Source organism: Paenibacillus litoralis (genome assembly GCF_046244365.1).
Lineage (GTDB): Bacteria > Bacillota > Bacilli > Paenibacillales > NBRC-103111 > Paenibacillus_V.
On record NZ_CP176395.1, the window covers coordinates 7,827,187 to 7,839,630 of the forward strand.

Below are 12,444 nucleotides of genomic sequence, written 5' to 3' on the forward strand. Positions count from 1 at the left end.
TTTGCTCTGCTGTATTCTATACTGCATCGCATCGGAAGCTCCTTAGGGTTTGCCCGGCATGCTTGCGGAAGCTACGCTGCGAATCCGGATCATCGCCTGAATATGATCGATCATTTCTTGCTTATAGCTCCGGATCCCTTTCCCGATCGTCAACGGCGTTACTCCTCGCTCGCATACACCTGAAACCGGATCGTCACATCGGTCGGCGTGACGTAATTCATCGTGACGTTACGCGCGTCCCGGTTTACTTTATCGTTGCGCATGGAAACGTCCTTGTGTTCCTTTGCGCCGGAGCATACCCGGTGCAGCCCCCGTCTCGGGAGACGTTTTGGCTCGAAGCAGCGGGACTAAAGACGCGCTCCTCCTCTGGATGCATGGGGATTACGTGCATTTCACCCGTTACGAGACGGCGTTGAAGATGACGACGATGCGTAAGTGAGAAAAAGGACCGTCCGGAATTGTCTCCGGACGGTCCTTTGTTGCTTGCGTGATTGCGCGTGGGGGTAGAAGCGTTCTTCGAAACGCGCATCTTCCACGGCGCAAGTTACAGCGCCGTATAACAGCCCGACTGCACTCGGCAAAGGGAAGCCGGCATGCCTGCTTTCGAATAGCCGCCGCCGATTTCTGGGCTCTATCCGTTACATTCATAGGCCGCGCGGATCAGCCTCATCGCGGCATCGTCCAGATCGCCCTTCGGTTCTGCGACGATTTTGCGTGTAATCCGCTCGTTCCCGCCGAGCCCTTTAGCCGAATCGAGATGCGCGTATTCCAATGTCTCGGGAAGCGCCAGGCCGATATTAAGCACGCCCTTATGCGGTTTGATCATCAGAAATTGTTTTTTGCGGTAAAACGGGATGTACGTTTTGCGCGGCTGGATCGAGATATCACTGCCGATGGCCGAAATGTGCTTTGCCACCCGGTCATACAACATTCGCAGCTCCTCATTCTCCTTCTGGAACAAAGCGTCGACCAGCTTGTCCCCGTCCGCGTACTCGTTTACCCCGCTTATAAGGCCGAGAAGCATCATCGCGCTGTTTTGTCCGAGCCCGTAGTGCTCCTTCAGCCATTTCTTCTTCTCGCTCGGCTTTTCCGGCAATGGAGCGTCCTTCAACAGCTCCAGCCACTCCTCGACCGTTTTGCCCGTCCGTTCCTTCATGCTGTTCGCCATCGCTTGGTTATAGCTGTCGAAATCCATTACACGTCCACCCTTCTCGTATCTAGTGTCAAATTAATCACACTATGACACGACGGCAAACCTCTGTCAAATTACCGGGAGCACCCTAACCTCCAGCTCCAACTCATAAGTAACGGCTTCCCCCGGCTCGAGTGTGACAAGCCTGCCTGCAGCCCGCTCCGCCGCTCTTCCGAACGTCAGGCAATTCGCCGGCTCGATGCCGAGCACATGCATGCCGGCTCCGGGCATGTGCCACTGCACGAGCTGCGGCAGATTGGCCGTATGCCAGCTAAGACGGGCTTCGAGAGGCAGCGAAGCCGATCCGTTCGCCAGCGGAAAGCGGGGATTGCGGATCGCCGCCGTTACCCGGCTGCCCCGAACAACGCGGTGAAACAGCACCGCCTCGGGCGCAGCCGGATCCGGCGCCTGCCACGTCCCGTACGATTCGGCTCGCGCATCCGCATCGCGCATCGTATATCCGTCCGAGGGCAGTTCGATAGTCGTTTCTTCCGCAAGCAGCGGGTAACCGAAATTGAAATGATACATCATCATATGAGGGGCTGCCGTAAAGCCGGCGTTTTCGACGACGTCCCGGATGCGGATGCGATTGTCCCCAAGCTTGCTGGAAATTTCACGCGTCAGCCGCAGATGGCTGCCGGCGGTCGACGCTTCCTCCACCGTGCCGGTCACGCGCATTTCATACTCGTCGCCGGCCCACTCGCCTCTGGCGCTAACCTGCTTTGCCGGCGAATGGTGAGCCCGTCCGTGTAAACCGAGCTTCTCCCCGCCCTCTTCGCTAGGCGCCCCTGCTTGCGTCAGCCCGCACGTCATGAGCAGTCCGCCCGAGGCCGTACGCAGCCATTCGGCCCCGCGATCGTCGTAATAGGCCGGATGAACGTCCCCGTTCGCCGCCTGCCAGCTGATCGGAACCCCCGCAAACTCCGCGAGGGAAATATCCAGCCCCTTCATCGGATTCACGTAGTAGGACAGACCCGCGCCGGTACGTACGTGAATCAGCTCGACATCCGCCTCCATTCCTTCCAGCCGCTTTAGCCTCTGCAAGTCCCCGATTTGCTCCAGCCGCCCTACCCGCGCTTCAAGCTCGCGCCGTGTCCACTGCCTGCCGAATAACTCCATGCCGTTAACCTCCTTAACGATCTATTGTCCCGATCCGTTCCGCAGCCGCCTTCTTCCTTCAAGCCCCATAGTAGGCCACCCGTCCAAAGATTGTCAATTGTCGTAGCAAGGAGCATCGACAAGAAAATCCTTACCTATCTTATCGAGGACCGCCAAAAAGACGATCTTCCGGCAGCGCATGCCCGCGCTCCGGCGATCGTCTTTTTCGGTAGTCGACGTCTTTAGAAAACCGTCCGGCTCCAGCCTTTCAGTTTGGCGAAAGCTTCGACGTAATAGTAGTCGCCGTAAATGAGGCCGACATTGACGTTCTGGCCCGCCGGCTTATTGCCGGTGCCCTCGCGCAGCAGCTCCTGCCCGCCCGCTTCGCCAAGCGAAGCGTAGTTCGCCGTGAGCGAGGCGAGTATGCGCAGCGCGGCGTTGCGATAGAAGGCCGCCTCCGTGCCGGGTACCAGCTTCGCCATCTCCAGCAGCCCGGAAGCCGCGCAGGATGCCGCCGACGTATCGCGCGGTTCGCTCGCCGCATCACCGCCCGTGCGGAAATCCCACAGCGGCACATGGTCCGGCTCGAGAGAGGCAAGGAAATAATGCGCGACGCGCTTGGCGGCATTCAAATACCGCGGCTCTCCCGTATACCGGTACGTGTTCGCCATGCCGTTCAGCGCCCAAGCTTGACCGCGGCTCCAGCCGGAATCCGGCCCGAAGCCTTGACCGCCGAGCGCCTCCAGAAACTCGCCGGTCTCCGCATCGAAGCTGACGATATGCCGCACCGAGCCGTCCTCGCGGATAAAATGCTCCAGCACCGTATCCGCGTGGGCGCAAGCGATATGCCGGAAACGAGGATCGGCGATTTCCGCCGCAGCCCAGAACAGCAGCGACAAATTCATGCTGGAGTCGATGATCGCCCAGCCGGTTTTGTCCTGATTCCAAGCGCGCAGGAACCGGCCCGCGATATTAAACCGGCCCGCCAGGAAGCTCGCGGCCTGCAAGCCCCTTCGTCTCCCGTCGGCATCGCCGGTAATCATATATTTCAGAACGGCCGTCGGCAAAAACTGAAAGCCGACGTCATGATGCAAATTCGACTCCCGCACCATGCACTGCTCGATACGCGCATCCCATTCCCAGGCCTGCCGGCGGAACGCCTCGTCGCCGGTCATGTCGTGCATGATCCAGAGCATGCCCGGCCAAAAGCCCGACGTCCACCAATCGACCCGCATGTCATCGTAAACGCCGTCCTTGGCGACATGCGGCGATTTATCGCCGATCTGCCCGGCCATTCGCCGCACTTTCCGCTCGATTGCCGCCCAGTGTTCATCCAAACGGGCCAGAAACTCCGTTTCTATGATTCCGGATGCGCTATTCGCATTGCACACGTTTGCATTAGTAGAGTTCGGTTGATTGCTCACTCGTCCTTGCCTCCTTTTTTGTCTACGTTACCTCCCCGCCCGCTTGTTCGTCAATAGCCAAAAATAAGATGCGCCTGTCATAACTTACGATAAGACGGCAAAAAAACCTTGGCTTCAAACAAGCCAAGGGTGGAGAGCGTTTTACGCTTATAGTGGGGAAAATCGGAATCGGGTCCGCCAGCTTGTGCAGATTCAACCAACAGAGAATATACCCTTTCGAACTGCCAATGCGTATGGACAAGCATCGTCCGGTTTCTCCGAAACGGCGCCTACGCTTGCTCCGTTTTGCCGAGCGCCTTCACCGCTTCGAGCACCTGGTTCACGTGGTCTTTGATTTTTACTTTGCGCCACTCCCGTACCAGCTTGCCTTCGGCGTCAATCAGGAACGTCGACCGCTCGACGCCCATGTATTCGCGGCCGTACAGCTTTTTGAGCGTCCAGACGCCGTACAGCTTGCAAGCTTCCAGCTCCGTGTCGGCCAGCAGCGGGAACGGCAGCTCGTATTTCTCGATAAATTTGCCGTGCCGCTTCAGATCGTCCGGGCTGATGCCGAGCACGACCGCGCCCGCCCTCTTCAGCTTGCCGTTATAGTCGCGGAAATCGCAGGACTCCTGCGTACAGGTCGGCGTCATATCCTGCGGGTAAAAGTAAATCACCACTTTTTTGCCGCGCAGCTTGCTCAGTTTTATTTTTTTCCCGGTGGAAGCCGGAAGCTCGAAATCCGGAGCCGGCTCTCCGAGCGCCGGCAGCTTGCGTTCATCGGCTTCGGGCGTTTCGGCCGGGGTTGTCGTCTCGCTCATCAAGCAGTCATCCTCTCCAATCCTTCATCCCCCTATTATACCGTAACCGGCACGCCCGGCAAAAAAAAGCGGACACGATCGTCAACCATATAACCGATAAAAGAAGACGCTCGTTCGGGAGGAACTCGAGAACCCGTTCGGGAATGTTGCCGGGAAAGCAAAGAAACCGTTGAACGCGCCGCAGGGTTTCGTCTACAATCGAACTAGCAATCCGCTTATGAATTCAGGAGAAGGAAGGTGCCGCTTATGGCTAGAACCCGATTGGAGCATGTCGGCGTCATGGTGCAAAGTCTGGAGACGTCGATCCGGTTTTATGAAGAAATCGTCGGGCTGACGCACAAGGAAACGGTGCCGCATTCGAACGGCGTCATCCGTCTTGCTTTCCTCGGCTTCGCCGAGCAGGGCGAAACGGAGCTGGAGCTGATCGAAGGGTATAACCCGAGCTTGCCGCAGGAGGGCAAGGTGCATCATCTCGCATTCCGCGTCGATGACGTCGAGGAAGAGTTCGCCCGTATCCGAACGCTGGACGTGAAGCTCATCGATCAAGAAATCACGACGCTGCCGAACGGCTCCCGTTACTTTTTCTTCCACGGCCCGGACGGGGAATGGATCGAATTTTTTCAATCGACGCGCGCTTAATAAGAAGGCAGCGCCGCCACAAAAGGCTCGACCGGTCATGACCGGCGGGCCTTTTTTGCCGTTGCCCGCCGATTGAGCCCGGCTGTGCCGGAATTTTTACGTTTAGCAAAAGATTCCCCGCTCTGCGGCGGCATTAGCGGGTAGTATGAAAGCAGGGGAGCATGTTTCCCGGTTAAACCGGATCCCTGGTGGCGGCATTAACCGAATAACGCGGGAATTTGGCCGAATAACATAAAAAAAGGAGCAACTGCCATGGAAAAATGGAAAGACGCGCTTTCCTATGTAAACGATTATGCAGATGCCGGCTATTTGCACGGCTCGTTTTTGCTTGCTTATCAAGGCGCCGTGCTGCTTCAGAAAGGTTACGGGTTTGCCAGCCGGGAGCACGGCATACCGAATACGGCGGACACGCGCTTTCGGATCGGCTCGTTATCCAAAGGCTTTACGGCGGCAGCCGTCCTAAAGCTTGTCGAGGCCGGGCAGCTCCGGCTGGATGACAAGCTGGATACGTTCATTCCCGATTATCCCGAAGGAGAGCGCATCACAATCCATCATCTCCTCACGCACAGCTCGGGCATGGCCAATTACACCGCGTCCCCCGATTTTTTCGGCACGTGATGCGTCTGCCGCATACCGTGGAGAGCTTGATCGACACATTCAAGAACGAACCGCTGCGCTTCGAGCCCGGAGCCCGTCAGGCCTACACCAATTCGGAGTACGTTTTGCTGGCGCGGATCATCGGGTTCGTCACGGGGATCCCTTACGAGCGCTATATCCAAGAGCAGCTGCTGGATAAAATCGGGCTGTCCGATACGGGCTTCGACGACGGCCTACAGCCGATCCGGCGTGCTCAGGGCTACCATCTGGACAAACGATTCGTCCATGCCCCCCATGTCGATATGTCGGTCGCCTACGGCGGATGGAGCATGTATTCGACTGTCGGCGATTTGTACCGCTGGGACCGCGCGCTTAAGGAGAACGGCCGTCTGCTTGGGCAGCATGCTCTCGAGAGCATGTTCACTCCCTATTTTCCGCGCTACGGCGGGTACGGCTGGGATGTTTCGGATATCTCCATCGGCGGCCAAACGCGCAGAAGGATCGCGCATTTCGGCGACATTGCCGGCTTCGTCAATTATTTTTGCCGTTTTGATGCGGAGGATCTGACGATCATCGCATTAAGCAATACGGACATGATGCCCGTGGAAGCGTTCTGTACGGATATTGCGAAAATCCTCTTCGGCGAAGAAGCGCCTCCCGTTCACCGGCCTCAGCCGTCTAAAGCGGCGGTACGGGCGGAGTCGTATGCGGGGACCTACGAAATTGAAAAAGGCTCGTCCATCCTCATCAAAGAGGAGAACGGCCTTCTCTATGTATCGCCGGACAAATACGACAACTGGTTCACGTATCCGCTGCGTCTGCACTCGGATCGTATACGCAATCAGCCGGCCTTCGTTGCCGGGCATGTGAACGATAAAGTCGTTTTTGACGTCGGAGACGACGGCATGGCGGACAAGCTAACCTACTACGATGCAAGCGGCGGCGTGTTTGAAGCGTATAGGAAGGTATAGGACGCTGCGTTCGTCGCTCGCGATCATTTCCTGAATACCCTTGCCTCAATTGCCGTGTAAAAAATCGTCTGCGCCCACCGCCAGCGGCATGATGGAACGGCCAAGCTTCTCCTCCAGCCAGCGCCATGCCGCCGCATCATGGTTCGCGGCGTCCAGCAGCGGTACGAAACCGAAGTCGAGGTACATCCCGATCGCCTTCCAGCTTGGCGTCTGCGTCGTCAGCATGGCCTTCCGGTGTCTCAAGGCAAGCAGCTCGAGCGCGGCGGCAACGAGCGGCTTCGCCAGCTTGCGCCCCTGCTCCTCCGGCACGATGCCCACCCAGTGCAGGCGGCCGAAGCTTTCGCCCGCGAACGACTTATACCAGGCAGTCGTCGTGCCGACCGGCGTCCCTTCGGCGTTCTCCAGAAACAAGCAGCGCTCCTGCATATCTCGGGAATAAGCGCCGAATTCGCCGCCAAAATGCTGCAGCGCGGCCCGCTCTTCGGCGAACTCGCCAGCGGCTGTCTCGATGCGCGCCCAGTGCGTTTCGTCGCCCGGCTGAAACAACCGGAGCCGGTAGCCTTCCGGCAGCGAATATACGCGAGCTGGAGCAGCGGCTCCATCAGCAAGGTTGGCTGCAGAATCCGGGGGGATCAACCCTCCGCTTGCCTGCCGCAAATCCGAAAGGCTTGCCCGCCCCATTTGTACACCCTCATTCATTATCATACGCCTCCCTTTGTATGGTCCTCGGCGGACTGCCGCAAATCGGCAAGTCTCGCTTGGACACAACGTATACCATCAACATACGCCGCCCCTCTATCTAGCGCAATGAGCTGCCGCAAATCGGCAAGTCTCGCTTGGACACAACGTATACCATCAACATACGCCGCCCTTTGCATCAAGCGCAGCGTTCTGCCGCTTCCGCGCCGCTCCGCGAAATTCCCGCGGCGTCATGCCCGTCTTGCTCTTGAACAGCCGGTTAAAAAATTTAATATCCTGATAGCCCACCCGCTGTGCGATCGAAGCGACCTTGTCCGTTGTCGTCAGCAGCAGCTCGCAGCTCGCCTCCACGCGCATTTTATGCACGTAGTCCGTGTAGCCCATCCCCGTCCGCTCCGCGAATCGGCGGCGGAAATGGCGTTCGCTTAGGCCGGCGTGCGCGGCCAGCTGCGTCACGGAGAACGTTTCCTCCAGCTTCGCTCGCATCAGCGCAATCGCCCGGTCCAGCGGATCGGTTGCCGCCTCAACCGGCTGCGCCGAAGCGCCGTCGGTAAGCGCTGCCGGACCCGACGAAGAAGCCGTAAGCCAAAAGCGGCGTATATGGACAAGCAGCCGCACCGTCTCCGCTTGAAGAATCGGATAGAAATCCGCCTGCTTGCGCGTATATTCCTCCTGCAGCGAATCGAACAGACGCTGAAACACCCCGTCCCTGTCCTTGATATGCAGCCAAGGCTGCTCCGGGTAGGCGGAAGTCAGCATTCTCGACAGATCCTTTCCCAGAGGGAACGCCTCCTCAAGCTGCCGGACGAAGGACTCGCCCAGCAGACAATTGTATACGATCAATCGGTTGCGGTCCTTTTGCGGCGAGACGGGACGAAATACATGTGAGGCGCCGACGGGCAAATAGAACAAATCGCCTTTGACGACGGGAATCGTCCGGCCTTCGATATATTGAAAGCCGTTTCCTTCGCTGACGTAGTTGATTTCCACAAACGCATGGTTATGCTGCTCCAGTGCGAACGACTCCTGTACCCGATTGACGAAAATCGGAAGCTCCGGCGTTAAGTAGTTGCTTCCGTCATCGGTTTTGACGATTCGTTTTGCATTCAACCGCACCGTCCCCCTCTCTATTGTTATTCGCCATGCCGTATAGGAAGCACAAGAACAAAGTCCGAATCACCCCTATTTTATAACCGGATCACCCCTAAAAACAACCATGAATCGGACTTACAATAGACCTGATTCCACCTACAGGCGGCCGGTGTTACCGGATGTGCCTGATTCAATCGATCGGGAGGCTCGGCTAAAATGACGGAACTAGCGGCTTGGAAAGCGCAATGGATATGGGGAAGCGGTGAAGAAAGCCCGAGGAACGAATGGCGCTGTTTTCGCAAAACGTTTACGATTGACGAAGATGACGGTATCGAAGGCTATACCCTTAAAATAACGGCCGATTCCCGTTACGCGCTTTTCGTAAACGGGAAACAGGTCGGGCGCGGACCGGTGCGGTCTTGGCCGTTCGAGCTCGCTTACGACGAATACGAAATCGGCCATCTGCTGAAGCCGGGAGAAGCGAATACGGTCGCCGTGCTCGTCATGCATTTCGGGCTATCGACGTTCTATTATCTGCGCGGACGAGGCGGACTCGTTGCGCAAATCGAAGCGGTTTCGCGGGACGGCCGCAAGGAGACCGTCCTGGCAACCGACAGTACGTGGCAAACGGCCATTCATGCCGGGCATGATCCGAATGCCTCCAGGATGTCCTGCCAGCACGCGTTTACCGAGATCACCGACGCCAGCGCTTGGGGCGATAGCTGGACGGATTCCGGCAACGATGAAGCCGGCTGGGAAGCCGCCGCCGTTATCGGTCCGGTCGGCATGGAGCCTTGGGTGCGTCTGGTCGAACGCGGAATTCCTCATTTGACGGAGGAGCCGTTCTATCCCGTACGCGTCGAGACCGTTAACGCGGTCAAGCCCGCGTCTCTCTGCGCTGCGCTTGATTTGCGCGTACAATTCGTTCCGGAAAGCTCCAATCACGCGAATAACCAATCGTTTAGCGGATATTTGGCGACGGTAATCCGGGTGAGCAAATCTGCCCGCGCAACGGTCGGGATCGTCGACGACGGGCGCATTTTCGGACCTTGCAGCCTAAACGGCATCTGGTACGGAAACGATGCGTTTACAGGCGAGCTGCCGGAGCGCTACTTGGCCGTCGAGCTGAAGCAAGGGGACAACTTCTTTATGATGGATGTCACCGGCACGAGCCATGGCCATGCCTTTCATATCGGCTTCCACAGCGACGAGCCTATCGAAATCGTATCCCCGCTCGGGAAAGGACAGCCTACGCCGTTCGTTACGATCGGTCCGTTCGATACCGCCGAGCATATCGATCACCAGGAGCCGGTACGGCTGCAAAAGGATCATCCGGACTTCGTCCGGGCCCATTTATTATCCGATGCCACCGGATTGAGCGATTTTATCGACTGGGTCAAGCCGCTGGCCGCCGCCCATTACAACGCTCAGGACGCGTTCGGCGCCTGCGTCTGGAAGCCGTCGACGTCCGCCCAGACCGTCCCGCACGCCCTGCAAAATCTCGTCATCGCAAACGCCGAGCCGTCTGTCCTACCGCTTTACGCCGGCAGGGATACGGAAATGATTGTCGATTTCGGACGCGAGCTGTCCGGCTATCTCTCGTTCGAGCTCGAAGCCGCCGCCGGTACGGTCATCGACCTGTACGGGTTCGAATATATGCGGGACGGCAGGGTGCAGCATACGTATCAGCTCGACAACACGTTACGCTATACGTGCCGTTCGGGCAGGCAATCGTATACCTCCTTCGTGCGCAGAGGGCTTCGCTACCTGATGATTACGGTTCGCGGCGCGGAGAAGCCCGTAAAGCTTTATGAGGTTAAGCTTTTGCAGAGCAATTATCCGGTCGCCGAAATCGGGCGGTTCCAGTGCTCCGATCCGCTTTTGAACGATATTTGGCAAATGAGCCGGCATACGACCCGCTTATGCATGGAAGACACGTTCGTCGATTGCCCGGCGTTCGAGCAAACATTCTGGGTCGGCGATGCGCGCAACGAAGCGCTGGTCGGCTACTATACGTTCGGTGCGGCCGAGCTTGTAGAGCGGTGCCTGCGGCTAGTCCCCGGTTCCAGCTTCCAGACTCCGTTATTTGCCGACCAAGTGCCCAGCGGCTGGAGCAGCGTCATTCCGAACTGGACGTTCTTCTGGGTAACCGCCTGCCTCGAGCATTACCGGTACCAAGGAAAACGTAAATTTGCGGAAGAGATGTGGCCGCATGTGAAATACACGCTCGATCATTATTTGCAAAAGCTCGACGAACGGGGTCTGCTGCATATGCGGGGCTGGAACTTGCTCGATTGGGCTCCATTCGAGCAGCCTAGCGAAGGCATCGTTACTCCTCAAACGATGTTTATGACGAAGGCGCTCCGCGATGCGGCCGAGCTTGCCGCTGCCGCCGGTGACGGCGATACCGGCATGCGGTACATCGCTGCAGCCGATCGTCTGCGCGAGGCGATCAACGCCGGCTTATGGGACGAAAGCCGGCAGGCTTACATCGACTGCGTCCACGAAGACGGCCGGCCTTCCGCCACCACAAGCATGCAAACGCAGGTCGTCGCTTGCCTATGCGGCATAGCGGATGGCGAGCGGGCCCAAACCATCGAGCGCTATATGACGGAGCCGCCGGCCTCCTTCGTGCAGATCGGCAGTCCGTTCATGTCGTTCTTTTACCATGAAGCGCTGATCAAGCTGGGCCGGTTCGACGTCATGCTGGCGGACATCCGAGCCCATTACGGCACAATGGTCGAGCATGACGCATCCGCCTGCTGGGAGATGTACCCCGACCCGATCTCGCGCCCCAACATGCCGACGCGAAGCCACTGCCATGCCTGGTCCGCCGGCCCCGCCTATTTCCTCGGCGCTTATACGCTGGGCGTACGCGGCGCCGATCCCGGCTGGTCGACGGTAATCGTCGAGCCTCAGCCGGCCGGCTTGACGTGGGCCCGCGGCGCCGTTCCGCTCCCCGGCGGCGGAAGCATCAGCGTCTCGTGGAGGCTCGACGAGCCCGCTCGCCGCATCCGGCTCCGCATCGAGGCTCCGCGCAGCCTCAAGTTGCTCGTCCAGCCGCCTGACGGCTACGAGACGGAAACCGAGCTCGTGCAGCTCGGGTAATTCCGCGGCGGCGCGGCGGCGGGGCCGGGCGCGGCAGATTACAAGGCGAGCGGCGCGGCGGGGCCAAAGCGGCAGCCTGCAAGGCCGTGCAGCGCGGCGGCGGGCCGAGCGCGGCAGATTGCAAGGCCGTGCAGCGCGGCGGCGGGCCGAGCGCGGCGGCTTGCAAGGCCGTGCACCGCGGCGGGGCGAGCGCGGCAGCTTGCAAGGCCGTGCACCGCGGCGGCGGGCCGAGCGCGGCAGATTGCAAGGCCGTGCACCGCGGCGGCGGGCTGAGCGCCGCAGCCTGCAAGGCCGTGCAGCGCGGCGGCGGGCCGAGCGCGGCAGCTTGCAAGGCCGTGCACCGCGGCGGCGGGGCTGGGCGCGGCATGGTGCGAGTGCGGCTCTGGCTAGCGCCCGCTACGATGTCCGGCTGCGCCGGGATGCCGCGGAAGGAAGGGCGGTCTGCGGCTTCCGCGCATCGTCTCCCCCTCTCAGTCTCGCGGCGAACTGCGGCCTTACCTGCTGGACGGCGTATCGACGCGGAAGCTTTCAGTCTGCGACTATGTTAAGATGCCGTGAAAGGGCCCGTTTTCTGCGGCATCACACCAAAAGCCGCAAGCGAATGCTCCTCACGTCGTTAAAATTGCCGTAGACCTTATGGTCTACGGCTGTTTTACGTGGTTTCCTCTTCTTCAGACCGACTTAGTGAACTAAAGTTCACTAATAATGAACACAAGTTCACTATTTCCCCTCGCAGCCAGGCCTTTAGCAGGTTTAGTGAATCTAGCTTCACTATTAGTGAACCTCATCGGCAAATAAGTACCGTGAAGTTCACTAGGAGACGG

General features: G+C 58.8%; 10 protein-coding genes. 4 read left to right on the top strand and 6 right to left on the bottom strand.

Features of this window, described 5'->3' with window-relative positions; genetic code table 11:
- Nucleotides 1–631: 631 nt before the first annotated feature.
- From ACKGJP_RS32865 to bcp, 4 genes are all read right to left on the bottom strand, one after another.
- On the bottom strand, nucleotides 632–1,195 hold the full coding sequence (locus ACKGJP_RS32865; RefSeq protein ID WP_409342945.1) for a DUF5655 domain-containing protein: 564 nt from the start codon (nucleotides 1,193–1,195) through the stop codon (nucleotides 632–634).
- A 66-nt stretch (nucleotides 1,196–1,261) separates the two neighbouring features.
- The gene (locus ACKGJP_RS32870) at nucleotides 1,262–2,311 is read right to left on the bottom strand and encodes an aldose 1-epimerase family protein (protein WP_409342946.1); all 1,050 of its coding nucleotides are present in this window, start codon (nucleotides 2,309–2,311) and stop codon (nucleotides 1,262–1,264) included.
- A gap of 221 nt (nucleotides 2,312–2,532) precedes the next feature.
- Complete coding sequence (locus tag ACKGJP_RS32875) at nucleotides 2,533–3,585, bottom strand: glycoside hydrolase family 88 protein (RefSeq protein ID WP_409347319.1); 1,053 nt, start codon at nucleotides 3,583–3,585, stop codon at nucleotides 2,533–2,535.
- 398 nt (nucleotides 3,586–3,983) lie between these two features.
- Nucleotides 3,984–4,514: a thioredoxin-dependent thiol peroxidase gene (bcp, locus tag ACKGJP_RS32880; RefSeq protein ID WP_409342947.1), complete on the bottom strand. Its 531-nt coding sequence runs from the start codon at nucleotides 4,512–4,514 to the stop codon at nucleotides 3,984–3,986.
- 246 nt (nucleotides 4,515–4,760) lie between these two features.
- Between bcp and ACKGJP_RS32885 the strand changes: the two genes are divergently transcribed.
- From ACKGJP_RS32885 to ACKGJP_RS32895, 3 genes are all read left to right on the top strand, one after another.
- A complete protein-coding gene (locus ACKGJP_RS32885; RefSeq protein WP_409342948.1) occupies nucleotides 4,761–5,153 on the top strand; it encodes a VOC family protein in 393 nt (130 codons plus the stop codon).
- Between the two features lie 252 nt (nucleotides 5,154–5,405).
- Complete coding sequence (locus ACKGJP_RS32890) at nucleotides 5,406–5,771, top strand: serine hydrolase domain-containing protein (protein WP_409342949.1); 366 nt, start codon at nucleotides 5,406–5,408, stop codon at nucleotides 5,769–5,771.
- Nucleotides 5,771–6,721, top strand: coding sequence for a serine hydrolase domain-containing protein (locus ACKGJP_RS32895; RefSeq protein ID WP_409347320.1), 951 nt, complete (start codon nucleotides 5,771–5,773; stop codon nucleotides 6,719–6,721). Before ACKGJP_RS32890 ends, ACKGJP_RS32895 begins: the two co-directional genes overlap by 1 nt.
- Before the next feature lie 45 nt (nucleotides 6,722–6,766).
- Here the strand turns inward: ACKGJP_RS32895 and ACKGJP_RS32900 are convergent, their stop codons facing one another.
- Together ACKGJP_RS32900 and ACKGJP_RS32905 are read right to left on the bottom strand one after the other, a co-directional pair.
- Nucleotides 6,767–7,420, bottom strand: coding sequence for a GNAT family N-acetyltransferase (locus ACKGJP_RS32900; RefSeq protein WP_409342950.1), 654 nt, complete (start codon nucleotides 7,418–7,420; stop codon nucleotides 6,767–6,769).
- Between the two features lie 156 nt (nucleotides 7,421–7,576).
- Nucleotides 7,577–8,530, bottom strand: a complete 954-nt coding sequence (locus tag ACKGJP_RS32905) for a helix-turn-helix domain-containing protein (RefSeq protein ID WP_409342951.1) — start codon at nucleotides 8,528–8,530, stop codon at nucleotides 7,577–7,579.
- Between the two features lie 198 nt (nucleotides 8,531–8,728).
- Here ACKGJP_RS32905 and ACKGJP_RS32910 point away from each other — a divergent pair, with 198 nt between their 5' ends.
- Nucleotides 8,729–11,620 carry a family 78 glycoside hydrolase catalytic domain gene (locus ACKGJP_RS32910; RefSeq protein WP_409342952.1) on the top strand — a complete coding sequence of 964 codons (2,892 nt, stop codon included), beginning with the start codon at nucleotides 8,729–8,731 and terminating at the stop codon, nucleotides 11,618–11,620.
- Nucleotides 11,621–12,444 lie beyond the last annotated feature (824 nt).

Bases quoted from the DNA above. Each gene is read 5' to 3' on its own strand.
- ACKGJP_RS32865 (WP_409342945.1), bottom strand. From the start codon at position 1,195: ATGGATTTCGACAGCTATAACCAAGCGATGGCGAACAGCATGAAGGAA.
- ACKGJP_RS32870 (WP_409342946.1), bottom strand. From the start codon at position 2,311: ATGGAGTTATTCGGCAGGCAGTGGACACGGCGCGAGCTTGAAGCGCGG.
- ACKGJP_RS32875 (WP_409347319.1), bottom strand. From the start codon at position 3,585: ATGGCCGGGCAGATCGGCGATAAATCGCCGCATGTCGCCAAGGACGGC.
- bcp (WP_409342947.1), bottom strand. From the start codon at position 4,514: ATGAGCGAGACGACAACCCCGGCCGAAACGCCCGAAGCCGATGAACGC.
- ACKGJP_RS32885 (WP_409342948.1), top strand. From the start codon at position 4,761: ATGGCTAGAACCCGATTGGAGCATGTCGGCGTCATGGTGCAAAGTCTG.
- ACKGJP_RS32890 (WP_409342949.1), top strand. From the start codon at position 5,406: ATGGAAAAATGGAAAGACGCGCTTTCCTATGTAAACGATTATGCAGAT.
- ACKGJP_RS32895 (WP_409347320.1), top strand. From the start codon at position 5,771: ATGCGTCTGCCGCATACCGTGGAGAGCTTGATCGACACATTCAAGAAC.
- ACKGJP_RS32900 (WP_409342950.1), bottom strand. From the start codon at position 7,420: ATGAATGAGGGTGTACAAATGGGGCGGGCAAGCCTTTCGGATTTGCGG.
- ACKGJP_RS32910 (WP_409342952.1), top strand. From the start codon at position 8,729: ATGACGGAACTAGCGGCTTGGAAAGCGCAATGGATATGGGGAAGCGGT.